The organism is Streptomyces sp. DSM 118878 (assembly GCF_052936595.1).
This window is the reverse complement of the sequence record NZ_CP193622.1, coordinates 6,980,224-7,003,994: the sequence shown is the minus strand read 5'-3', so window position 1 is coordinate 7,003,994 and position 23,771 is coordinate 6,980,224. Positions and strand designations below refer to the sequence as shown.

Sequence of the window (23,771 nt, the reverse complement as noted above, 5' to 3'; positions counted from 1 at the left end):
GTCTTCAGGGCTGCCTACGGCATGTCGCCCAGCGAGTGGCAGGCCTCAGTGTGGGACGCCCCGGACGCCCCCGTTTCGGGCACGGTCGGTCCCGCGGCAGCGTCGAACGCGTGGCTCACCTCCGGCGCGGTGCCCTCGACGAGCAGTCCGCGGGCCCTCTCCTCGTGACGGCGGTCGGTGGCCGTGAGCCGGCCGTGGTGCTGGGCGAGATGCTCCGACCAGGACGCGACCAGGTAGTTCTCGACGAACCGTCCCGGATCGCCGCCGTCCTGGTAGATGCCCCAGGTGAGTGCTCCCGTGCGTCGGCGTGAGCGGGCCACCTGGCCCATGGACACGATGAAGGCGGCCCTGTTCTCGGCCGCTATCCGGTACACGACAGAGACCAGCACGGGGCCGTCGGCCGGGCCGGGCTCGAACACGAGGGGCGGAACGGGCCAGTGGTCGGACGGGGACGGATCGACACCGTCCGTTCCGTGCAGCGGCCGGCGACGGCCGATCACCGCGCCGACCAGCAGCAGCCCGCTGCCGGCCAGCAGGGAGACGGTCAGCCCCCAACTGTCGGCCAGCGCACCCCATAGGGGTGCCGCCAGCGCCTGCCCGCCCTGGAAGACCAGGAGGTAGACGGCGAGTCCGCGGGCCCTGACCCAGCCGGGAAGCCGTGCCTGGACGGCCGCGTTGAGGGTGGACAGCACGCCGATCCAGGCCAGACCGGCGGGCAGCAGCACGACCGTGGCCAGCCATGGGGCCCGGATCGTGGCCAAGGCCGCCAGGACTCCGGCGAAGACGAGGGCTCCCGCGGCCAGAGTGCCGTTGACGCCCAGCGCGCGGCGGATCGCGGGCAGCGCGAACGCCCCGCCCACGGCTCCGGCTCCCACCGCGCCGAGCAGCACCCCGTACCCGCCAGAGCCCAGGCCGAGGGAGCGGCTCGCGACCAGCGGAAGCAGCGACCACAGGGCGGCGGCGCCGGGAATGAACAGCACGGTGCGCAGCAGGACCCGGCGGACGCCGGGCGCGTTCCGTACATAGCGGCGGCCGGCGTGCAGGGCCGTCAGGAGCTTCTCGCCCCGGACGGCCTGCGGTGCCGCCTCGGGCCGTCTCCACAGCACCAGAACGGCCGCGGTGCCGAGGTAGGAGGCCGCGTTGAAGGCGAAGACCCAGCCCGCGCCCGCTGCCGCGACCACCGCTCCCCCGAGTGCCGGGCCGAGGGCGCGAGCCAGGTTCATGTTCACGGCGCCGAGCGCCGCCGCCTGTCCCAACTGGGGGCGTTCCACGAGTTCCGGCTGGATGGCCTGCCAGGCCGGGCCCATCAGCGCGGTGCCGCAGCCCAGCAGGAAGGTGAGACCGAGCAGCAGAGCCGGGGTGAGCGCGTCCGCGAACGCGAGCACCGACAGCGTGGTGGAGGCGGCGAGCATGGCGAACTGAGCGGTCAGCAGCACCGCGCGACGGTCGAAGCGGTCGGCCAGCACGCCTGAGGGCAGAGCCAGCAGGACGACGGGGAGACCGGACGCGGTCTGCACGAGCGTCACCAGGGCGGCGTCATGGCCGATCAGCAGCCACTGGGCGCCCACGGTCTGCATCCAGCTGCCGATGTTGGAGACCAGTTGCGCGATCCACAGCGCCCGGAAGACACGGGCCGCGAGCGGGGCCCAGGCCGAACCGGCCTCCGGGAGGGCTTTCTTTGACAGTACGGTGTTCACGTCGTTCCTACCGGTATGTTCACGTCAGGGGGACCGCTGTTCCCTCGTCGCCACCACGAGCAGGGCCGCCAGTAGTGCTCCGGCGGTGAGGGCGGGTGCGGGGGAGAAGGCGGCCAGCAGGACGCCGAGCGCGGCGATGGGATACGGGACCCGCTGAGCCACGGTCCTCTGATGGGGCCGCAGGTGCACGGCCCAGACGGTGATCAGGAAGACGGCCGCGGGGACGGTGACCGCCGCGCCCGCGGCCCACGCGGAGCCGTCCGTCCGACGCGTGACGTGATCGGCGTACGCGGCGAGGCCGGCTCCCTCGGCGGTCGCCGAAGCGAAGATCAGGTAGTGGCCGTAGGCCCAGGTGAATCTCCTGCGGTGGGCCTGGTGCGTGGTGGCGAGCAGGGTATGCGCGGACCTGGCGAAGTACAGCCACCACATGGCGAAGGCCATGAACAGGCCACCGGCCGCGACCGCGTACAGCGAACCGGTGCCGTGGTGCCGGTCGAAGGCGCCCCGGACCGCGACGGTGGCCGCCGCGATGGACTCTCCGATGACGATGAGGGTGAACAGTTCGTAGCGCTCGGCGATGTGGCGCGGATGCCATGGGGTCATCCCGGCGGACTGGGCCCACACCGGGACGGACACCTCCGCGACGATCAGCACCACGATCCCCGGAAGGCGTGCCGAGGCCGGGAGGCCCAGCAGCCCGACCCAGCCGACCTGACACGCTGTCACTCCGGCGGCGAAGCGCAGGGTGGTCGCCCGCCGGGACGGGTCGGACCACGCGGCGCGCAGCCACAGGGCGGTCAACGCCATGCGCAGCAGGACGTATCCGACGGTGATGACCCTCAGGTCACCCTCCTCGAACGCGCGCGGAACGCCGGCGGCGATCACGAGCGCCCCGGTGATCTGGACCAGCACCGTCAACCGGTACGGGACGTCGTCCGGGTCGTAGGCGGAGGCGAACCAGGTGAAGTTCATCCACGCCCACCAGATGGTGAAGAAGACCAGCGCGAAGCGCAGAACCCCGGTGGCGTACTCCCCTTCGGCCAGCGCCCCGTGCAGACTCCCGGACGCCTGTGCCACCGCGACGACGAAGCACAGGTCGAAGAGGAGCTCCAGCGATGTGGTGGTCCTGCGCGGCTCTCCGGGGTCGCGGCCCGGCATGGTCCGCCGTCGTCCGGGCGCCGGGATCTCGTGGGCGACCGGTGTGCGGCGGTTCAGCGGAGGGCTCCGAGCGCGGCCTCGACCGTCCGGTGGAACGTGGGGTACGTGTAGATCATGTGCTGGAGCCGGTCGACGGGTATCTCGGCGTGGACGGCCACGTTCAGTCCGTAGAGCACCTCGCCGCCCGCGGGGCCGGCCGACGTCGCGCCGATCAGTACGCCGCGGTCCGCGTCCTCGACAAGCTTGATGAACCCCTCGTTGCCCGGCCCGTGGATCCAGCCGCGCGTGGACGAGGCGACGGGCAGCACACTGGTGCGTACCCGCAGCCCCCGCTCACGCGCCTGCCGCTCCGTCAGTCCGACGGCCCCGATCTCCGGATCGGTGAAGGTGACGCGGGGCAGCGCCCGGTAGTCGGCGTCGGGGCCGGGCCGGCCGAGGATGTCCCTGACGGCGATCTGCGCCTGGTACATCGACACATGGGTGAAGGCGCCCCGGCCCGTGATGTCGCCGACCGCCCACAGCCCCTCCCCCGCCCGCATCTGCCCGTCCGTGTGCACGGCTCCCGCCGTCGGGTCGAGCCCCACGGTGTCGACCGCCAGCGCGGTCAGGTCGGTGTGGCGCCCGGTGGCGACCAGAAGCCGTTCGGCGCGAAGCGGCTCCCCCTCACCCTCGACGCGGACGGTGAACTCGGTGCCGTCATGGCTGATCCGCTGTGCCCGAGCACCGGTGAGTACGGTGACTCCGTCCGCCCGCAGAGCCTCCGTGGCCAGCTCACCGGCTTCCGGTTCCTCCTGCGAAAGCAGCCGGTCCTGCCCCTCGATCACCGTGACCACGCACGTGAAGCGGGCGAAGGCCTGGGCGAGTTCGACGCCGATGGCGCCCCCGCCGAGCACGATCATCGACTCCGGCAGCTCCTCGGCCGCCATGGCGTCCCTGTTGGTCCAGTACGGCGTTCCCTCAAGGCCCGGCACCGGGGGGACCCGGGGCCGGGTGCCGGTGGCCAGCACGACACCGCGCCGGGCTTCGATCGTGCGGTCGCCGACCATCACCCGGCGCGGCCCGGAGAGCCGGCCCCTTCCCCGGACGAGGCGACCGCCCTTGGCCGCGAGACGGTCGGCGGCGACCTGGTCGTTCCAGTCGTCGGTGGCCTCGTCGCGGATACGTCCGGCGACCCTGCCCCAGTCCGGTGTGACGACCGCTTCGCCGGCGAGAGCGGGCACCCGGCCCGCCTCGGCGAGCAGGTTCCCGGCCCGGATCATCATCTTGCTGGGCACGCATCCCCAGTACGGACACTCGCCCCCGACGAGTTCCGCCTCGACCCCCACCACGTCGAGGCCGGCTTCGGCGAGGGTGCCCGCGACGTACTCACCGCCCGGGCCCAACCCGACGACCACCACATCCGCCTGCTCGTTCGCGCTCATGTCTGCCTCTCCTCGCGCCTCGGGCTCCACCGACGTGGGCCGCCATGCCGACGCTAGATCGGCCGGCCGAAGACCTGTGCCCACCGGCGCACGGGCGCTTGTCGGAAAGTGAACACCTGACACGGGACACCACAGGCTGACGCGCGGGACTCACAGACGATCAGGGCCGGGGAGAGGATCGCGTGGCCGTCCTGTGGCGCGCGACGCGCCAGACGCCTTCGAGCAGCACACCGGCCACGACGGCGATACCGGCCGCGGCGCACGGCGCGGTGGTGCCGGTCAACTCCATGTCGAAGTAGGACCGGAGGTGCGGTACCAGGGTGACCGCCGCGAAGGACAGCGCCATCGCGAGCACCAGCAGTACGCGCCTGAAGGTGCAGGGGCGCGCGACGATGGACAGCGCCCACAGTCCGACGAGGAAGGCCGTGAGCGTCGTGGCGGATGTCTGCGCCTCCAGGTCCCCTCCATGGACGGCGCGGGCGACGGCGTACGACCCCATGGTGGCCGCGGCGGTCACGGCCCCGCACGGGACGGCGAACCAGAGCACCCGCCGCACGAAGTGGGGCCGCGGGCGCCCGGTGCCGGGGGCGAGGGCGAGGAAGAGGGCGGGGATGCCGATGGTGAGCGAGCCGATCAGCGTGAGATGCCGGGGCGGGAACGGGTACGGAACGTCGGCGAGGACGACGATGACGGCGAGCAGGGCGGAGTACGTCGTCTTCGTGAGGAACAGCTTGGCCACGCGCTCGATGGTGCCGATGACGCGTCTGCCCTCGGCCACCACCGACGGCAGGGCCGAGAAGTCGTTGTCGAGGAGCACGATCTGGGCGGCCGAGCGGGCGGCCGGGGCTCCCGTTCCCATACAGATGGCGACGTCCGCCTCCTTGAGCGCGAGTACGTCGTTCACCCCGTCCCCCGTCATCGCCACCCTGCGGCCGCGGGACCGCAGGGCGGTGACCATGTCGCGTTTGCGTCGGGGCCCCACCCTGCCGAAGACCGCGGTGCCCTCCATGGCTTCCGCCAGTTGGCCCTCGTCATCGGGGAGCCTCCGCGCGTCGACGGGGCGGTCGCCGTCCGGCAGTCCCGACCCGCGGGCCACGGCACCCGCCGAGAGCGCGTCGTCACCCGAGATCACCTTGACGTCCACGCCCTGCTCCGCGAAGTAGCGGAGGGCGTCGGGGGCCTCCTTGCGGGTGCGCTGCGCGATGACGACCAGAGCCACCGGGTCCGTCGCGCCGGGGCCCCGCTCCGGCGCGGCGAGCACCTCGCTGAGCGGGAGGGAGCAGCGCGCCAGGAGCAGCACGCGCAGGCCGCGCTCACCGTAGGCGTCCACGGCGACCAGTACGGAGTGACCTGCCGGGAGCAGCACGTCGGCCGCGCCGAGCAGCCACGTCACGGTGGCACCGTCCCGGCCGGTCAGGGTCGCACCGCTCCAGCGACGGGCGGCGGAGAACGGGGCGCGTTCCTTCTCGGTCCAGCCCTCGGGCGCGGGGAAGACGTCGATGGCGGCCCGCGGCCCGGCGGTGGGGTGGGCATCCAGCGCGCCGAGTGCGCCGAGCGCGCCGAGTACGTCCTCCACCCCTACGTCTCGTTCGATCCGGTACACCTCGTGGACGTCCATGGACGCCTCCGTCAGGGTCCCGGTCTTGTCCAGGCATACGGTGTCCACGCGCGCGAGCCCTTCGACGGCCGCCGGTTCCCGCACGAGGCACTTCCGCTTCCCGAGCCGGACGACACTTCCGGCGAAGGCGACCGACGCGAGCAGCACGAGCCCGTCGGGGACCACCGGGAGGACGCCTGCGACCATCCGCCGTGCCGCCTCGGGCACATCGCCGCCGCCGATGGTCAACTGATGCATGAACAGCGCGATCCCGGCCGGGATCATGGCGTACGTGGCGTATCTGACGAGGGTGGTGACGCCGTCGCGCAGTTCGGATTCGACGGGTGTGCAGCGGGCGGTCTTCTCCGCCGGCCGTGCCGCGCGGGTGTCCCGGCCGATCCTCTCGACGGCGAGCGCGCCGGAGCCGGAGACGACGGAGCTCCCGGACAGCACGTCGTCGCCCGGGCGTTTGAGCACGGGGTCGGCCGCACCGGTCAGGAGCGCCTCGTCGACCTCCAGGCCGTCCGCCTCCAGCACGGTGCCGTCGACGACGACCTGGTCCCCGGGACCGAGTCGGATGATGTCGCCGAGGCCGATCCGCTCGTAGGCCGGGCGGGCCCCGCCCGTGGCGGTGAGCCGGTCGAGGGCCCGTTCGGCGCGTACGTCCCGGACGACGCCGAGCAGGATGTTGGCGAGGACGACGACGCCGAAGACGGTGTCCTGGACGGGCCCGACAGCCAGGACGATCAGGAGCAGCACACCGATGACGGCGTTGACGCGGGTGCACACGTTGGCGCGCACGATGTCCCGGACGGTGCGACCGGTTCCCGCACCCCCGGCACCCCCCGGTAAGAAGGGGCCGACGGTGTCATGACCGCCGGCTCTCTCCGTTCCCTTCGCCCCCCTCGACCGCACATCCATTCCTGGATCCCCTCCACACCGGTCGTGACCAATGAACTGATCCAGACCGTAATGACCGCTGGTGTCCGCTCACTACGGACGAACGATGGCGGTGGCCCCCACTTTCGTGGTGGCCCCGACGGGACGAACGGTCGGACCAGCGTCTTCCGGCCTCAGCTCATGCCCGCGTCACGGGCGAGCAGCGCCACCTGGACGCGGTTGGAGAGGCCGAGTTTGGCCAGGGCTCGGCTCACATGGGACTTCACCGTGCCCTCGCTCATGGACAGTGCGCGGCCGACCTCGGCGTTCGACAGGCCTCTGGCCACCGCCCGGACCACGTCCTCCTCCCGTTCGGTCAGCACCGCCATCCGTTCGCGGGCGTTCGCGGAGTCCCCCGATTCGAGTCCGGCGAAGGTGTCGATCAGCCGCTTGGTGATCCGGGGGGTGAGCATCGCGCTGCCCTCGGCGACCGTGCGCACCGCGCCGGCGAGGTCGCGTGGCGAGGTGTCCTTGAGGAGGAACCCGGCGGCGCCGCTGCGCAGCGCGGTGTGCACGTAGTCGTCGAGGTCGAAGGTGGTCAGCATGATGACGCTGGGGGCGTTGGGCGAGCGGCGCAGTTCCTTGAGCGCGGTCAGTCCGTCCATGCCGGGCATGCGGACGTCCATGAGGACGACGTCCGGGCGGTGCTTGGCGACAGCCGTCACCGCCTCGCTGCCGTCGCTCGCCTCGCCGACCACCTCGATGTCGTCGGCCGGATCCAGGATCATGCGCAATCCGGCCCGTACCAGCGCTTCGTCGTCAACGACCAGGACCCGGATCACTTCTGCTCCTCCATGTCGTGCGGGGGAATCGGGAGCCGTGCGCGGACGGTGAATCCGCCGTCCGGCCTCGGCTCCGCGGTGAACTCGCCGTCGAGCAGCTCGACACGTTCGCGGAGCCCGACCAGGCCCATGCCGCTGCCCGGCAGCAGTTCGACGGGCCCCGCGGGGGCTTCGTTGTGCACGTTGATCTCCAGGTGGTGGTCGTGGTAGCGGACGACGACCTCGGTGCCGGCCGCTCCGGCGTGCTTGTGCACATTGGTGAGGGCTTCCTGCACCACGCGGTAGGCGGCGTGTTCCAGCAGGGTGGGCAGGCGTTGCGGGGTTCCCTCGTCGCGCCTGCGGACAGACATGCCCGCGGCCCGCGACTGGTTGAGGAGCCGTTCGAGGTCCACCAGGGTGGGCTGCGGTCCGAGGGCGATTCCCGCGCCGTCCACTGCCTTGAGCACGCCGATGACGTCCCTGAGCTGCGCGAGGGCCTCCCGGCCCGTGGTCCGGATGAGTTCCGCGCCGAGTGCGGTCTTCTCGTCCTTCGCGTTGATCTCCAGGGCGCCCGCGTGCAGCACCATCAGGGACACCCGGTGGGCGACCACGTCGTGCATGTCCCTGGCGATGCGGGCACGTTCCTGTAGACGCGCCTGCTCGGCGCGGGCCACCTGCTCGCGCTCCAACCGCTCCGCCCGTTCGCGCAGGCTCTCCACGACGTCCTTGCGGGCCTTGTTCCACAGCCCGAGGGCGAAGGGCAGCCAGACGAACAGCCCCGCGCCGCCGAGCGACGAGAGCATGTCCGCCCAGAAGACCCCCGGCAGCCCGAAGGCCAGGCCCGTGGCCGTCGGCAGCACCGTGATCGCGCTGGCCCCCATCACGTAGGACATCTGCTGGCGCGGCCTGTGCACGGTCGAGCCGACGACGTACGAGGCCACGCACAGCGTGGCCCAGACGGATGTCAGCACCCATGAGGCGCAGCCGACCACGACGACCGGCCAGCGCGTGCCCGGGAGGGCCCGGACCGCGGCCACGGAGGTGACCGCGATGAGCACGGCCAGGACCAGGGCGGGCCACGGGGTGAGCCCCAACTCCCCCTGCACCTGCGGGACCGGGCGGCCGTCGATGGGGAAGAACGCGCCGACGGCGAGCGCGGTCGACAGCACGCTCAGCCCCCAGCGGTCCAGCCATCGCCGTAAGTGTGCTCGAAATGCCCGTTCGGTGGCTGTGGGCGTACGTCGTGTCACACACTGAGCGTAGTAGCTCACCGGAGCCCCGTCCTCCGCCCTGTGTCCGGAACCGTCCCCACGAAAGTTGGGTGTCACCGTGACCTAAGTGGGGCAGGACCGTGGACTTTCCGGCGACGTGGCAAGGGACCCCGTTCTCGCAGACTCGCTGCCATGACAGAAACGACAGCCGCTGTCCGGGCCACGGGGCTCGGCAAGCACTACGGAACCGGTGACGCGCGGGTGACCGCCCTCGAGAACGTCGATGTGAGCTTCATGCGCCAGGAGTTCACGGCCATCATGGGCCCCTCCGGCTCCGGGAAGTCGACGCTGATGCACTGCGTCGCGGGTCTCGACAAGGCCGACGAGGGTTCGGTGTGGATCGGTGACACCGAGCTGACCGGGCTGAGCGACAACGCCCTGACCGATCTGCGCCGGGACCGCGTGGGCTTCGTGTTCCAGGCGTTCAACCTGCTGCCCACCCTCACCGCGCTGGAGAACATCCTGCTGCCGTTCGACCTCGCCGGGCGCAAGCCGGACAAGGACGTGCTGGACAGGATCATCACCACGGTGAACCTCAGGGACCGGCTGAGCCACCGGCCGAGCCAGCTCTCCGGCGGTCAGCAGCAGCGTGTCGCCTGCGCCCGGGCACTGGTGACCCGGCCGGACGTGGTGTTCGCCGACGAGCCGACCGGCGCGCTGGACTCCACCGCGTCCGCGGAGCTGCTCCGCTTCCTGCGGCAGAGCGTCGACGGCCTCGGCCAGACCGTGGTGATGGTGACCCACGAGCCCAGTGCCGCCGCCTTCGCCGACCGGGTGCTCTTCCTCAAGGACGGTGCCCTCGTCGACGAGATCCTCGCGCCGACCGCGGACAGCGTCCTGGAGCGCATGAAGTCCTTCGAAGGGTCAGTGGCCTGATGCTGAGGACCATGCTGCGCGATCTCCTCGCGCACAAGGGCCGTGTGGTGATGACGCTCGTGGCCATCGCCCTGGGCGTCACCGCGACGGTCGGGAGCTGGGTGGTGAGCGACTCCATCGCGGCGACGCTCACCCTGCGCGAGACGCGGGACGACGTCAGCGTCGCGGTGCAGAGCCCCGGCAAGGATGCGGTGCTCGGCGCGGCGGAGCGCGACCGGCTCGCGAAGCTGCCGGGGGTCTCCGAGGCCCAGGGGGTGGTCGTCGGGCGGGCCGGCGTCGTCGGGCCCGACGGCAAGCTGACCAAGGCGACCACGATCCTGGACCGGGCCGGCACCAACTGGAGCAGCGACGAGCGCTTCACCGTGGACGCGGGGAAGGCCCCCCGGGGCAAGGGCCAGGTCGCGCTCAACAAGACCGACGCCGAGAGCGCCGGGTACTCGGTGGGTGACACCGTGCGCATCCTGCTGTCCGGGGGCCGCACGGACCGCGCCGAGGTGACCGCGCTGTTCACGTACCACCGCCTGGGCCCGGAGGCGGAGGCGGATTCCGACGAGGCGTCGGACGCCGTTCCCGTGGTGGCCTACGACAACGCCACCGCCGCGAAGCTCCTCGGTTCCCGCTACCACCGCGTCGAGTTGACGGCCGCGGCCGGGACCGCCGCCGCCACGCTCGCGGACACCGCGCGCGACGCGATGCCCGGCAACTACCCGGTGGCGACGGGCAAGTCCCTGGCCGATGCCGCGGCCGCCCAGTCCGACACCGAGGCCCAGGACCTGAGGCTCACGATGCTGCCGTTCGCCGCGGTCGCGCTGATGGTCGGGATGTTCGTCATCGCCAACACCTTCACCATGCTCGTCAGCCAGCGCACCCGGCAGTTCGCGCTGCTGCGTGCCGTTGGCGCGCGAAGGAGGCAGGTGCGGACCGCGATCATCGTGGAGGCGGCCGTACTGGGTGTCGTGGGCGGCGCGATCGGCTCCCTGGCGGGTGTCGCGATCGGCCCGTTGATGATCAACGTGATGCGTCCCGACGACAACGTGGAGTTCACCGTCCGGCCGGTCGCGATCCTGCTGGGCTTCGGCGTCGCCGTGCTGGTGACGGTGCTGGCCGCGTACAACTCGGCGCGCCGCGCCGCCTCCGTGCCTCCGGTGGCCGCGCTGCGCACCGACGCCGTGGTCCCCCGGGAGACCAAGCGGCGCCGGAACCTGTTGGGCGTGGGCTTCCTGGTCGTCGCCGCGGCGATGGTCATCGCCACGGCCGACCCGAGCTCGTCCAACATGCTGCGCGTCATCGCGCTGGTCGGTGCCGTCCTCGGTGTCGTGGGTGTGATCCTGCTCGCCCCCTTCCTCGCCGAGAACGTGCTGCGCCCCGCCACCAGGATCATCGGCGGCCGGAGCGGCCCTGCCGTACGCCTGGGGCTGCGCAGCGCGGCCGGTGACCCGCGGCGTACGGCGGGCACCGCGACCGCCATCACGGTCGGCCTGGGCCTGGTGTGCGCCTTCGCCACGCTCAGCGCGTCCTTCTCCGATCTGATCGCCTCGACGACCCGGAGCAACGTGCCGGTCACGACCACCGTGCTCCAGTCGGCGGCCGGGGGCGAGTCGACCCTCACCCCGGCGGAGGCGGAGCGGGTCCGCGGGCTGCCGGGCGTCGACCACGTCGCCGCCAGCCGCGACGTGCTGGTCGGCCTGTCCTACCCGGGCGGCAAGACGGAACGGCGGATCTCCGCGATCGAGCCCGCGGCGCTGAAGACGGTGCTGACGCCCGACATCACGGAGGGCAGCGCCGATCTGACGCGGGGCGTGGTCATCTCGAAGAACCAGGCCGACATGCTGAAGCTCGGCATGGGCGACAAGCTCACCCTGGAGCTGGACTCCCAGACGTCGGTCACCCAGCCGGTGGTGGGCGTCTACGACGCCACCGAGCTCCAGGCGAGCATCTTCCTGAACGCGGCGGAGGCACCGCCGTCGCTGCGCAACCAGATCACCCTCCTGTACGCGTCGGGGGCCGACCCGGACAAGGCGCGCGCGAGCATCAAGGCGGCGTTCCGCGACCGCCCCGACGTGTCCGTCACCGACCGCGAGGGCCTGGTCGAACAGGGCGTGGACCAGCAGCAGTTCGCCTTCACGCTGATGTACGCCATGTTCGGCGTGGCCATCGCCATCGCGGTGTTCGGCGTCATCAACACGCTGGTGCTGTCCGTCATGGAACGCACCCGTGAGATCGGGGTGATCCGGGCGGTGGGCGCCAAACGGCTGCTCGTGCGCCGGATGATCAGGTCGGAGTCCATCGCGATCTCCCTGTTCGGCGCGCTCCTCGGAGTGGTCGTGGGGGTTCCGGCGGGTGCCGTGATGCAGCACGCCATGTTCGGGCAGCGGCTGTGGGACTTCTCGATGCCGTACGCCACGATCGGCATCGCGCTGGTCGGGATCGGCGTCGCCGCCGTACTGGCGGCGATGTGGCCGGCCCGGCGCGCCGCGAACACCAACATGCTGGCGGCGATCGCCAGCGAATAGCCGGGGACGGAAGGGGCTCGGCACAGCGGAGGGACGGCGGCGGGGCCGGTGGACAACATCCACCGGCCCCGCTCCGTCATGTCTCCGGCGCCTCCGCCCGTCAACTCTCCGGCGCCTCCACCCGTCAGCCGGGTACGCCCCAGCGGCGGGCGCCGCCCGCGGTGGGCACGTCGTACGCGTCGAAGTCCGGGGCCGTGCCGCGGCGTACGACGGTCAGCGTCCCGCCCTCGACGGGCCGGAACAGAGCCGTGCGCGGGCCGGTGCGCCGTATCTCGGCCCGGCGGCCCGGGCCGTCGTCGCCGGGCGGGCTCACCCACGCCTCGACGTCTCCCTCGATGCCGTGCCGCAGGGTCAGCGGCCGGCCGGCCTCGCTGCGCACCCGCACCCACCGCGTGCGGCCGTCCTCGCGCGCCGCGTCGACGACGAAGCCGCCCGGCGCGCGCAGCCCCGCGATCCGGACGTCCGGCCAGTCGTCGGGCACGGCCGGGAACACGTCGACCGGGCCGTGTCCGGCTCCGACGAGGAGTTCCAGGAGGGCCTGCCCCGCGTCGAAGGGGGCCGCGGCGAAGGGTGAGGAGACGTGGGCGTAGAGGGAGTTGGGGGACAGCGCGCCCTCGGCCGCGCCCCCCGTCCCCGTGAGGTGGTGCAGCATCTCCAGCGCCCGGCGTGCATCGCCCAGGGCCGCCGCCAGGGCCGCGGCCACGGCGTACGATCCGCCGTGCCAGGCGTCCCGGCTGCTCGCCCAGTGCTCGAAGCTGCGCCGCGCGTCGCGGCGCCCCTGGTCGTCTCCCGCCCTCTCGCGCAGGGGCAGCAGCCACAGGAGATGCGAGGGCACCGGGTGGGAGCGGCTCGCCCGGACGCCCGCTCCGACCATGACGCCGGTGTCGTCGCGGTGGTACGGGGTGAGCCGCGCGGCGATGTCCTGCCAGTCCGCCATACGGGGCTCGTCGTCACCGAGCCTGCGGACGGTGTCGATCAGCGTCGTCACCGCCCACCGCACGAGCGCGAGGTCGTAGGTGCAGTCGGTCACGTCGGCCTGGCCCGGCGAGTGGGTGACGGGCAGGTGCAACAGGCCGTCCACGCCCTCGTAGAGGAAGCCGGCGTAGTAGTCCACCGCCCGGCGCAGCGCGGGCCGCAGCAGGTCCTGGAGAAGGCGCCGGTCCTGGGTGTAGCGGTACGCCTCCCACAGGGCGAGCGCGCCCGACGCGCGCACCGGGTGTTCCGTACGTCCGGCCTTCGAGCCGACTCCGGGCAGGGCGCTGGTCAGATGGCGGTGGCTGTGGTGCGGCCCCCGCTCCAGCGCGGTGGCGACCGGGCCGATGCCGAGGTGGCCGGACGGGCCGAGCAGCGCGGGGGCCTGGCCGACGCGCTCGGGGGCGGCGTCGACGACGGCTGCCAGGGTGTACATCTGGATCCAGTGGAACCGCTGGAGGGTGCGGTCCGGCAGGGACACGTAGGCGTGCCGGTAGTGGTCACGCCACCACGCGCGATGCCGCGCGATCACGGCGTCCGGGTCGGCCGTGAGGAGCGTGCGCAGCGCGGCCTCGTCCGTCCCGCTCCCCGTCCCGGACGTGGCGGCGAGCAGCTTGTGTGCGCCGTCGCCCTGGTGGACCCAGGTCAGCGGTCGCGTCCGGCCGTCGGGGGGCGGAGCGGTGAAGGAGACCCGCTCTCCTCCTTCCGCGGTCGCGCGCAGGAGGAGTGCCGGGCCGTTCCTGTCCACCAGCGCGCTGAAGGCCACACTGCCCCTGGTCGTGGTGAGCCGTCCGGTCAGCTCGGCGTGCCACAGGTCCAGTGCGCAGGAGAGCCCGGTGGGGGTGCCGAGCGGGACGAGGTCCAGTCGGCCGGGGAGCGGGTCCGCGGGACGGGTGCCGGGTTGGCCGATGAGGAGGCGCACGGCACGGCCGCCGGGCGCCGTGACGAGTTGTGCCGCCATTCGTCCGTTGCCCAAGTACGGTGCGCCGGAAGGGCTTTCCGGTATGCGTGCCCATTCCATGCGGGCGTCCCGCACGGCGCGTTCGTACGGGTCCGTGGATTTCTCCGGGTCCTCGGGCACGGCGACGCCCGGCTTTTCCGCCGCCCAGGCGGTGCCGGACGCGGCGGCCAGGCCGGTGCCCGCTGTCGTGCGGATGAAGGTCCGTCTGCCGAATCCGGCGTTCATTGTCGGGGCCTCCGGCCTCAGTCAATAATTCAATACCGTCCAGGCGCCCACCCTTTACCGCAACGAAAAATGACCCTACAACTGGGGCAAGCGACAGTCACCGCCATTAAGTGAGCGATGAAAGACGCTCCACCAGGGGCCGCGGGAGGCGGCCGGAAGCTGCGGCCCCCCCTACGAAAGTGGTATGCGGTCGATTTCCATCGTCAGATGTGCCGGGCTGCCCCGATACGTACGGTGGAGCCACCGGCGCACCAACAGGGAGCATGCATGATTAGCCTCAGCGGGCTTACGAAGCGCTACGGCACGGTCACCGCCGTGGACGATCTGAGCCTTGAGATCAAGTCCGGCCGTGTGACCGGCTTCCTCGGTCCCAACGGTGCGGGGAAGTCCACGACGATGCGCATGATTCTCGGCCTGGACCGGCCCACCGCCGGAAAGGCACTGGTCAACGGCAAGGCCTACGAGGAGTTGCGCTACCCCTTGCGGGAGGTCGGGGCTCTCCTCGACGCCAAGGCGCTGCACCCAGGGCGGACCGCGAGGAGCCACCTGCTGTCCATGGCCCGCAGCAACGGCATCCCGGGGCGGCGCGTCGAAGAGGTGCTCGAAGTGGTCGGCCTGACAACGGTCGCGGGACGGCGCGTCGGGCTGTTCTCGCTCGGCATGGGGCAGCGCCTGGGCATCGCGGGAGCGCTGCTCGGCGACCCGGGGGTGCTGATCTTCGACGAGCCCGTGAACGGCCTCGACCCCGACGGGGTGCGCTGGGTCCGTGGGATCGCCCGCTCGCTGGCCGACGAGGGCCGTACGGTCTTCCTCTCCAGCCACCTGATGAGCGAGATGCAGCAGACCGCGGACCAGGTCGTCGTCATCGGCAAGGGCAAGCTGATCGCCGACATGCCGATCATGGAGCTGATCGAACGCAGCGCGCTGGGCACGGTGCGCGTGCGGGTCCCGGACCCGCGGGGCCGTGAGGAGCTGGCGCTGAGCATCGAGGCGGCCGGTTTCACGGCCGACCGCTCGGACGAGGACGTGCTGGTCGTGCGCGGTGCCACCCCTGAGCGGGTGGGCGACCTCGCGCACGAGGCCGCGGTCAGGCTGCACGAACTGCGCATGCAGGAGCCCTCGCTGGAAGAGGCGTACATGGAACTGACCTCCGGGAGCCTGGAGTACGGCACTTCCCGGATGGCGAACCGAACGGACGGTCCGGACGCATGAACGACAAGACGACGACCGCTCCGGCGGCAGCGACCCACGGCCGCGGCGGACTGCCGGGGGCCACGGCGGCCGAGTGGACCAAGCTGTGGTCCGTACGTTCCACCTGGGTGTCTCTGGTCGCGACGGCGGCACTGCTCATGGCCTACACCGTCATCTCCGGCGTCTCCGCCCGGTCCTCCGACGAGTCGGCGTCGGCCGGCGGGCTGCCGACCGCGCCGCTGGACAACATCGGCACCGGCGTCATCTTCATGGGCCAGTTCGCGGTGCTGGCCATGGCGACCATGGTCATCGCGTCCGAGTACGCGACCGGCAGCATCCGCTCCACCCTCCAGTGGGTGCCGGTGCGTCACCGCATGCTGCTGGCCAAGAGCCTCGTGCTGTTCCCGGTGTTGTTCGTGACCGGTCTGGTGCTCACGCCCGTGGCGCTCGGCACGGCCCTGGCGTCGCTCGGCGATGTCGCGGACCCGGTGAGCGCGGGCGACGTCGCCCGCCAGGCGCTGGCCGTCGGCGGCTACCTCGGCACGGTCGGCGTGATCATCACCGGCATCGGCGCGGCGATGCGCAGTGTCGCGGGCACCCTCACCGTCGGGTTCCTGGTGCTGCTGGTGCTCCCCATGACGCTCCAGTCCGTCTCGGTGGAGTTCCTCGCGAAGGCCGCCGACTACCTTCCGGGCCCGGCAGGCATGGCGTTGATGGGCGTCTCCGAGAACGACACGTACGGCGCCCCCGCGGCGGTCGCGCTGCTCGTCTTCTGGGCCGTGGTCGCCAACGCGGCCGGCTACTGGGTGCTGCGCTCCCGCGACGCCTGACGCGTCCGCCCCCGTAGCGGGCGGCGCCTCCCCTGATCGTCCCGGGCCCTCACATCCCCCGCGGGGCCCGGGACTTCCCGTCCCACAAGAACGCTGATTAAGCAGGGAACAAAAGAAACTGGCAGGGGCCCTTTTCCCACCGGAAATGCCTGCCCGCTTCACCCGGCAGCGGAACGAACGACCCTGACAGGGCAACGGAGCTGAGTTAGTCTCCAGTAGCCCGTCAGCCGTCACATTCCTCCGCTGGAGTATCATGCTGCCTTCTGGGCCAGAAATCACCGACAATGCGGCCCGGCCTCCGGACGAGGAGGTGGCGGCATTGAATTCATGGCTGACGCGCATGAGGCACACCGCTCCTGTCGGATATGACGAGTCCTTCCGCGCCTGGCAGGTATTCGGTTACGACGAGGCGCAGCGGGTCCTGTCCGACCCGTCCTTCTCGGCCGACATGCGCGCGGCGAGCCGGGCCGCGGGGATCGACACGTACGTACCGCCGGTCATCGAGCGGCTGACGTCGGCCAGCTTCTTCACGATGGACCCGGCCACCCACCGCTCGTTCCGCGGTCTGGTCAGCCAGGCGTTCTCGCGGCGCCTGGTGAACCGCCTCGCGCCCAGGGTCGCCGAGACGGCCACCGGCATCCTGGACGAACTCGACGGCCTGGAGCGGTTCGACCTGCTCGACCGGTTCGCCTATCCCCTGCCGATGATCGTGCTGTGCGAACTCCTCGGGGTGCCGCACGACGACCGGCGCGCCTTCCAGAGCTGGGCGGCCTCACTGATCGACCCGACCGGGCAGGCCGCCGACGGCGGCGGCGAACTCGGCGGCGAGCTGGAGCAGTTGGAGCAGTACCTGCACGAGCTGGTCGGCAGACGCCGCGAGCAGCCCGGCACCGATCTGCTCAGCCGGTTGGCCACGGCCGAGGTGGACGGCGAGCGGCTCACCGCGCAGGACGTCGTGAGCCTGGCCGCCGTCATGCTGCTCGCCGGGCACAACACCACGACGATGCTGCTGGCGAACCTCGTCGTGTGCCTGGACGAGAACCCGGCGGCCGCGGCCGCGATACGGGCCGACCGCGGCCTGATCCCCTCGGCCATCGAGGAGGTCTTCCGCTACCGCGGGCCGCTGCCGCGCGCCCTGCGCCTGGCGACCGAGGACTGCCTCATCGGCGGGCACGCGGTGTCCGCCGGTGCTCCCGTCATCGTCTGGACGGCGTCGGCCAACTGGGACGAGACCCAGTTCGCGCACCCGGACCGCTTCGACATCCGCCGCACGCCCAACCGTCATCTGGGTTTCGGGCACGGCATGCACTTCTGCCTGGGCGCTCCGCTGGCCCGCGTCGTGGCCGAGACCGCGATGTCCCTGCTCATGGACCGCTGTTCGAGCGTCACGGTCTCCCGGGACGCTCCGCTGTCCTACCCCGCGCCGCGGGTGAACCTCGCACCGGCCACACTCCCGGTCGAGATCCGCTGGGCCTCCTCCACGAGCCGCTAGGGGGACCGACAGCGTGTCCTACCTCGGGTTCCCCAGGCTGAACTTCGCCGGCACCATCCAGACGGACGTGGCCACGGCCAACAACGTGCCGCAGTACTTCGACAACGACCTCTTCGAGCCGCGCTACCAGTGGCGGATGGACCTGCCCGACGTCAACGGCCTGTGGAATCCGCGCGGCCCCGGCACGCTGCGGCTGGCCGACGTCTCCGTGACCAGCGTCTGCCTCAAGGACGGCCGCCGGCTCACCGCCGGCCGCAAGGACCCCGTCGTGGGCGGCCGGCTGGTCGACGACGACCTGCGGACCAACGGCAAGATGGTCGACCTCGACCCGCACAACCAGATGGTGCCGGAGATCTACGGCTGGCGCCCCCGTCTCCTGGACAAGGACGGCCGAGAGCTGCTGCGGGGCGCCTATCTCCCCTCCGCCGTCGAGGACATGTGGCCGCGCGCCACCCTCCCCTCCGGCCGCCCCGACATCTCCGGGGCGTACCACTCCGTCCTGACCGACCTGGAATGGGCGTCGGAGCTCACGTCCCCCTTCCTGCGCGCCTTGCGGGCGCTGACCCAGGACGGCATGCTCTCGATCAAGGTCACCATGGACGCCGTCGAGGACGGCGTCGAGAAATGGCCCGACAACATCACCCTCGGGCGGATCGTCGGCTCCATCGGCCCCTTCTTCTCGGGCGAGCCCCGGCGCTTCGTCGCCGGCCGCAGGCTGCGCAAGACCGACGACAAGAGCCCGCTCTTCCACGCGCCGTGCCGGGTCGACGAGCAGTCGTCCACCGTCTTCGTCGACCTCGGGAACAGCATTCCGGCCACCAAGCGCGGCGGCCCGCTCAAGGACGTCGGCCCGCTCGCCCTCGCGGTCCTCGACGAAGCCGGCGAACCCGAGACGCTCGCCCCCCTCGAAGGCATCGACTCCGGCTTCTACGAACGCGACGCGGGGATCGCCACCGCGGGACTGACCCGGCAACAGCTCGCGCTGATCTCCCGGCGCCGCATCGCCGTGGTCAGCACGGCGGACCCGCCCGTCGTCCTCCTGGCGGAGAACGCCGACGCCTCATGGGTCCACGCCGACGGCTTCGTCTTCCGGCTGCACCCCGACAGCCCGGACAGGACGGCCTCCACGACGCTCCACGCGACACGCTTCGGCCGTCCGGCCAAGGCGATGCGGCTGTTCCTCGACGCGGGCAAGGGCGCCAAGCCGCTGTCCGTCCCCGACGAGGCCGTCACCGACGCCAAGGGCCGCGCCGTGGTGACGCTCACGGGCACCGACCCCGGCAACCCCCGCAAGAAGATCGACGGCGCGCTGGCCGAGGTGTCCTACGGGCCGCTGCGCCGCCGGGGCGAGCCGGACGGCAAGCTCTCCATCCGCGTCTTCGACCCCTACCGGGCCCCCCGACGCCCGACGTGGCTGCGTGACGTACGGCCGCTCTTCCAGCAGTACGCCAACCTCTACCCGGTGATGCGGGACGTCATGGACCTGGGCAACTACAACCACGTCCTGCGGCACCGCACCTACGTCCGGCGGACCCTGCTCGCGTCGCCCGACTCCCCCACCCACATGCCGGTCACCCGGGACCTCTCCCCAGGAAAGCGAGACATGATCGTGAGCTGGCTGGACAGCGGGCCCCTGCCACCGCTGCTCGACATCACCACCGCCGACGAACTCAGGGACGTACTCCAGCAGGCGATGCTCGTCGAACTGGCGACCATGCCGCCCTACCTGGCCGCGCTGATGTCCGTCAAACCCGGCCACAACGTGAAGATCGCCCAGCTCATACGGGCCGTCGTGCTGGAGGAGATGCAGCACATGGCCCAGGTGTGCAACCTCCTGAACGCCGTCGGCGGGCAGCCCCGGATCGGCCGCCCGGGGTTCGTGCCGGTCTATCCGGGCGCGCTGCCCGCGGGCGTCCTGCCCGACCTCGAAGTCAGGCTCCGCAAGCTGTCGATCGAGCACGTACGCGACGTCTTCATGACGATCGAGCAGCCGCAGCACCCGACCGTGGACGGCAAGCCGTTCAAGGGCCACGTCATCTCCCCCAAGAGCGTGCGCGTCACCCGTGACGGCGAGGTGCGGCACGTGGACGACGACGCCGTCGAGAAGCTCAGGAAATGGTTCTCGAAGGCGGAGTACGAGCCGCAGACCATCGCATGGCTCTACAACCACATCGCCCGCGCCATCATCCGCCTGGACGACGACGGCAAGCTGTTCAGCGGGGACCCTGACCGGCAGGTCGGCTGGCCCGACGCGCCGGGCACGCTCTACAAGGTCACCGACAGCCGCTCCGCCCTGCTGGCCATCCATCAGATCGTGGAGCAGGGCGAGGGTTCCCCGCACGACCTGGACGGCGACGGCCTGGGCGACCCCGGCGAGCTGGGCCACTACTACATGTTCTCGGAGATCGTCGAGGGGCGGCAGCTCGCGCTCGACAGCAAGGGCAAGTGGACCTACTCCGGTCCCGCGATCCCCTTCGACCCCGACGGGGTCCACCCGATGGTCGACGACCCCGACACCTACCGGCTGCCCGCGGACTCCCTCGGCCGGCGCGAGTCACTGCGCTGCGACGTGTCCTACACCAACCTCCTCAAGAGCCTGAACCGAGTGTTCAACGGCCACCCGAAAGAACTGGACGACGCCGTGGGGCTGATGTTCCAGGTGCAGATCGAGGCCAAGAAGCTGCTGGCCATCCCCTCGGCGGAGGGCGCGAAGACCGTCCTCGGGCCCGCCTTCCAGTCGCCCGGCGTCAGCCTCGGCCAGTAGACGCGCCCGGCGGAACCAGGAGCCGGGCGCGCGCACGCCACACACAGGCACTTCCCCGTCAAAGGAGACACCGTGAGCAGCCCTTCGACACTCCACGCCCTCCACCACGAGCACGAGAGGGGCGACGGGATGCTGAGACTGCACTGCAACGAGAACCCGTACGGCCCGCCGCCCGGGGTCATCGCCTCCGTCACCAAGGAACTCGAAGGCCGGTGCGCCACCTACCCGGACAGCGGGGCGACCGTGCTGCGGGAGCGGCTGGCCGAACACATAGGTGTCCCCTCGGACATGGTGGCCGTGGGCAACGGTGCCGACGAGCTCGTGCTGCTCGTCACGCTCGCGTCGGCGGGCCCCGGCCGGACCGTCGTCGTCACGGAGTCGACGTTCCCCGGGTACGCCGCGTCGGCGGCCGTGGCCGGCGCGACGGTTCGCAAGGTCCCGCTGATCGACGACCACGTACCGGCCGCGGGTCTCGTGGGGGCACTCGAAGGCGCCTGCCTGGTCTTCGTCTGCAACCCGCACAACCCCACGGGCACCGCGCTCGCCCCGGCCGCCGTCGAGGAGATCATCACGGCCGCGGAGAGCGCAGGAGCCGTGCCGGTCTTCGACGAGGCGTACATGGAGTTCGCCGGGCCCGGTTTCGAGCACGCCCTGGACGCGGTGCGCGCGGGCCGACGGCTGCTCGTGCTGCGGACCTTCTCCAAGGCGTGGGGGCTCGCCGCCCTGCGCGCCGGCTACGCGGTCGGCCCCGCGGACCTCGTGGCCGGCATCCAGGAAGTGCGCCGGGCGCTGCCGTTCAACGTGAACAGGCTGGCGCAGCAGGCGGCCGTGGCCGCCCTCGACAGCCCGGACCACATCGAGGAGGTCCGCGGGCGCACCGCCGACGAGCGGGAGCGGCTGTGCCGGGGCCTGGAGCGCCTCGGTGTGGCGTACGTGCCCTCGGTCACCAACTTCGTGATGGTCAAGACGCCGGGAGACAGCGCCCGTTTCACCGCGCGGCTCGCCGACGAGCACGGCATCCTGGTACGTGACCTGACGTTCTTCGGGCGTCCGGGCCAGGTGCGGGTCACCGTGGGGACGTCCGAGGACACCGACCGGTTCTGCGAGGCGGTCGGCAAGCTGCTCGCCGCTCCGAGCTCGCACGCCGCACGCGGCCACGGCCTGGGCGGCGCACGGGACGTGATCTCCGTGCCGACCGGGGACGCCGTCACACCCGAGGACCTCTTCAACGGTTACGTCGGCGCCAACGTGGTGTTCGCGCTGACCAGGCTGGGTGTGTGGGAGCGTCTTTCGGCGCAGCCCACGTGCACGCTCGACTCGCTCGTCGCCGCGACGGGCACGGATGCCACGGGCCTCACGGCGATGCTGCGGGTGGCGGCCCTGCTGGGCTACGTCGAGCTGCGGCAAGGGGACGCCCACACGGTCTCCCTGACGGCGTCCGGCCGCGACCTCGTCCGGCTGAGGGGCTTCTTCACCTGGGGTGTCGGCGGCTACCACGACGTCCTGCGCGGACTGTCCGGTCTCGCCCTCGGCACCTCGGTCTTCGAGGGGGACATCGACCGCGACGGCGCGATGGTCGCCGTGGGCTCGGGCGAGGTGGGACGCGAGCTGATGCTGCCGCTGGAGAAGGAGGTGCTGGCCACGGTCGACTTCGGCGCGGTGGCCGACCTCGGCTGCGGGGACGCCACCCGGCTGCTGCGGCTGTGCGGCGGTGACGCGGCCCGGCGCGGCACCGGGATCGAGATCAACGGGGCCGCCTGCGCGCAGGCGCTCGGGCGGGTCGCCGAAGCGGGGCTCTCGGACCGCATCGAGATCGTGCACGGCGACGTCCTGTCCTTCTCCGAGCGGACGTTCCCCGGCGTCGACCTGGTCTCCAGCTTCCTGATGATGCACGACCTGTTCGACGCGACGGGAGACCCGGTCGGGGTCATGCGGACGCTGCGCCGGGTCTTCCCGGACGCCAGGCGGTTCCTGATCGGCGACACCGTGGCCCAGGACTGGGAGGAGCGCCAGGGGCCGCTGCCGGTCTTCTCGGCGGGCTTCGAGCTGGTGCACGCGTTCATGGACACGCCCATCATGAACCGGACGACCTACGAGAACGCCTTCGCGGGGGCGGGACTGCGGGTCGAGCGGCGTGAGCCGCTGGGTGCTCCCTCGACCTGGCTGTGGTTGCTGACCGCCGAGTGAGCCGGGCGCGGAGACGCGCCGAGCACGAAGGAGGGGCGGTCGCCGTCGGCGACCGCCCCTCCTTCGTGCTCGGCGGCGTCAGTCCGTGGCGCGGGCCGGGGCACCGGCCGGGGCGTCGGAGCGGAAGAACTCCAGGATGCTCTTGTTGACCGGCTCGGGGTTCTCCAGATAGCCGTAGTGCCCGGCGTCGGGGATGACGTCGATGCCGGCGCCGGGGATCAGGGCCGCCAGCTCCTCGCCGGCCCGCGGCGGGGTGATCAGATCGTCGGCGAAGGCGATGACGTGACAGGGGACGCGGATACCGGCGTACGCGTCGCGGCGGTCGGGCATCGGCTCCAGGGCGAGCTGGGCGCCCTGGCCCACCGGGTCCTGGGGCGACATCTCCAGCACGTCCAGCCAGTCGGCCACGGCCTGCTCGTCGTCGAGCGTCCGGGGGGAGAGGCTCTGCATCGCCTGGATCACCGCCCGGTAGCGCGTGGGCAGCGGCACCCCCGACGCGTGCAGTTCCTTCTCGGCCCCGGCCAGGGCCGCGCGCAGTGTGTCGCTGCGGGCCCGGCTCGCCATCAGTACGGCCTGGCACACCAGGTCGGGCCGGGCCAGGGCGAGTTCCTGGGCCACGTAGGCGCCCATGGAGGTGCCGACCAGCCTGATCCGGCCGAGACCGAGCCGGGCGGTCAGCGCGACGACGTCCGCCACCATGTCGTGGACGGTGAAGCCCTCGGCGCACAGGTCGGTGGGCGGGATGCCGCGGTTGTCGAAGGTGATCACCCGGTAGCCGGCCGCCGTCAGCGCCGGTACCTGGTGCAGGTGCCAGGCGCTGCCCCCGCTTCCCGAACCCATGATCATGACGACCGGTTCGCCGGAGCCGCTGTCCTGGTAGTGGAGACGGATGCCGTTGACGGTGACAAGGGGCATG

The 23,771-nt window shown here is 71.8% G+C and carries 15 protein-coding genes; 7 read left to right on the top strand and 8 right to left on the bottom strand.

Annotated features, from left to right (window positions below):
• Nucleotides 1-14 precede the first annotated feature (14 nt).
• From ACRAKF_RS30775 to ACRAKF_RS30750, 6 genes are all read right to left on the bottom strand, one after another.
• Complete coding sequence (locus ACRAKF_RS30775) at nt 15-1,697, bottom strand: MFS transporter (RefSeq protein WP_447040867.1); 1,683 nt, start codon at nt 1,695-1,697, stop codon at nt 15-17.
• 24 nt (nt 1,698-1,721) lie between these two features.
• A complete protein-coding gene (locus ACRAKF_RS30770; protein ID WP_447040866.1) occupies nt 1,722-2,855 on the bottom strand; it encodes a low temperature requirement protein A in 1,134 nt (377 codons plus the stop codon).
• A 53-nt stretch (nt 2,856-2,908) separates the two neighbouring features.
• Nucleotides 2,909-4,276, bottom strand: coding sequence for a dihydrolipoyl dehydrogenase family protein (locus ACRAKF_RS30765; protein ID WP_447040864.1), 1,368 nt, complete (start codon nt 4,274-4,276; stop codon nt 2,909-2,911).
• A 160-nt stretch (nt 4,277-4,436) separates the two neighbouring features.
• Entirely contained in the window at nt 4,437-6,794 is a 2,358-nt protein-coding gene (locus ACRAKF_RS30760) for an HAD-IC family P-type ATPase (RefSeq protein ID WP_447040863.1), read from the bottom strand.
• Between the two features lie 152 nt (nt 6,795-6,946).
• Complete coding sequence (locus tag ACRAKF_RS30755) at nt 6,947-7,594, bottom strand: response regulator (protein ID WP_447040862.1); 648 nt, start codon at nt 7,592-7,594, stop codon at nt 6,947-6,949.
• Complete coding sequence (locus ACRAKF_RS30750) at nt 7,591-8,742, bottom strand: sensor histidine kinase (RefSeq protein WP_447040860.1); 1,152 nt, start codon at nt 8,740-8,742, stop codon at nt 7,591-7,593. The genes ACRAKF_RS30755 and ACRAKF_RS30750 overlap by 4 nt, the downstream gene beginning before the upstream one ends.
• A gap of 234 nt (nt 8,743-8,976) precedes the next feature.
• On the opposite strand from ACRAKF_RS30750, the gene ACRAKF_RS30745 reads away from it, so the two are divergent.
• Nucleotides 8,977-9,720, top strand: a complete 744-nt coding sequence (locus ACRAKF_RS30745; RefSeq protein WP_447040859.1) for an ABC transporter ATP-binding protein — start codon at nt 8,977-8,979, stop codon at nt 9,718-9,720.
• 11 nt (nt 9,721-9,731) lie between these two features.
• Nucleotides 9,732-12,233, top strand: a complete 2,502-nt coding sequence (locus ACRAKF_RS30740; protein ID WP_447040858.1) for an ABC transporter permease — start codon at nt 9,732-9,734, stop codon at nt 12,231-12,233.
• A 124-nt stretch (nt 12,234-12,357) separates the two neighbouring features.
• On the opposite strand, the gene ACRAKF_RS30735 is transcribed toward ACRAKF_RS30740, so the two are convergent.
• A complete protein-coding gene (locus ACRAKF_RS30735) occupies nt 12,358-14,391 on the bottom strand; it encodes a glycosyl hydrolase family 95 catalytic domain-containing protein (protein ID WP_447040857.1) in 2,034 nt (677 codons plus the stop codon).
• Nucleotides 14,392-14,658: 267 nt separating this feature from the next.
• Here ACRAKF_RS30735 and ACRAKF_RS30730 point away from each other — a divergent pair, with 267 nt between their 5' ends.
• The 5 genes from ACRAKF_RS30730 (at nt 14,659) to ACRAKF_RS30710 (ending at nt 22,855) form a co-directional block, all read left to right on the top strand.
• Nucleotides 14,659-15,603: an ABC transporter ATP-binding protein gene (locus ACRAKF_RS30730; protein WP_447040856.1), complete on the top strand. Its 945-nt coding sequence runs from the start codon at nt 14,659-14,661 to the stop codon at nt 15,601-15,603.
• Nucleotides 15,600-16,412 (top strand): ABC transporter, encoded by an 813-nt coding sequence (locus ACRAKF_RS30725; RefSeq protein WP_447040854.1) that lies wholly within the window; start codon nt 15,600-15,602, stop codon nt 16,410-16,412. Before ACRAKF_RS30730 ends, ACRAKF_RS30725 begins: the two co-directional genes overlap by 4 nt.
• A gap of 340 nt (nt 16,413-16,752) precedes the next feature.
• Nucleotides 16,753-17,904 carry a cytochrome P450 gene (locus ACRAKF_RS30720; RefSeq protein ID WP_447040852.1) on the top strand — a complete coding sequence of 384 codons (1,152 nt, stop codon included), beginning with the start codon at nt 16,753-16,755 and terminating at the stop codon, nt 17,902-17,904.
• Between the two features lie 13 nt (nt 17,905-17,917).
• On the top strand, nt 17,918-20,668 hold the full coding sequence (locus ACRAKF_RS30715; protein WP_447040850.1) for a ferritin-like domain-containing protein: 2,751 nt from the start codon (nt 17,918-17,920) through the stop codon (nt 20,666-20,668).
• Between the two features lie 72 nt (nt 20,669-20,740).
• Nucleotides 20,741-22,855 carry an aminotransferase class I/II-fold pyridoxal phosphate-dependent enzyme gene (locus tag ACRAKF_RS30710; protein WP_447040848.1) on the top strand — a complete coding sequence of 705 codons (2,115 nt, stop codon included), beginning with the start codon at nt 20,741-20,743 and terminating at the stop codon, nt 22,853-22,855.
• 78 nt (nt 22,856-22,933) lie between these two features.
• On the opposite strand, the gene ACRAKF_RS30705 is transcribed toward ACRAKF_RS30710, so the two are convergent.
• Nucleotides 22,934-23,770 carry an alpha/beta fold hydrolase gene (locus tag ACRAKF_RS30705; RefSeq protein ID WP_447040846.1) on the bottom strand — a complete coding sequence of 279 codons (837 nt, stop codon included), beginning with the start codon at nt 23,768-23,770 and terminating at the stop codon, nt 22,934-22,936.
• Nucleotide 23,771: the final 1 nt, after the last annotated feature.

What these genes read in the sequence shown, in the direction of transcription:
- ACRAKF_RS30770 (WP_447040866.1), bottom strand. Translation starts at nt 2,855, where the DNA reads ATGCCGGGCCGCGACCCCGGAGAGCCGCGCAGGACCACCACATCGCTG.
- ACRAKF_RS30765 (WP_447040864.1), bottom strand. Translation starts at nt 4,276, where the DNA reads ATGAGCGCGAACGAGCAGGCGGATGTGGTGGTCGTCGGGTTGGGCCCG.
- ACRAKF_RS30760 (WP_447040863.1), bottom strand. Translation starts at nt 6,794, where the DNA reads ATGGATGTGCGGTCGAGGGGGGCGAAGGGAACGGAGAGAGCCGGCGGT.
- ACRAKF_RS30745 (WP_447040859.1), top strand. Translation starts at nt 8,977, where the DNA reads ATGACAGAAACGACAGCCGCTGTCCGGGCCACGGGGCTCGGCAAGCAC.
- ACRAKF_RS30740 (WP_447040858.1), top strand. Translation starts at nt 9,732, where the DNA reads ATGCTGCGCGATCTCCTCGCGCACAAGGGCCGTGTGGTGATGACGCTC.
- ACRAKF_RS30735 (WP_447040857.1), bottom strand. Translation starts at nt 14,391, where the DNA reads ATGAACGCCGGATTCGGCAGACGGACCTTCATCCGCACGACAGCGGGC.
- ACRAKF_RS30730 (WP_447040856.1), top strand. Translation starts at nt 14,659, where the DNA reads ATGATTAGCCTCAGCGGGCTTACGAAGCGCTACGGCACGGTCACCGCC.
- ACRAKF_RS30725 (WP_447040854.1), top strand. Translation starts at nt 15,600, where the DNA reads ATGAACGACAAGACGACGACCGCTCCGGCGGCAGCGACCCACGGCCGC.
- ACRAKF_RS30720 (WP_447040852.1), top strand. Translation starts at nt 16,753, where the DNA reads ATGAGGCACACCGCTCCTGTCGGATATGACGAGTCCTTCCGCGCCTGG.
- ACRAKF_RS30705 (WP_447040846.1), bottom strand. Translation starts at nt 23,770, where the DNA reads ATGCCCCTTGTCACCGTCAACGGCATCCGTCTCCACTACCAGGACAGC.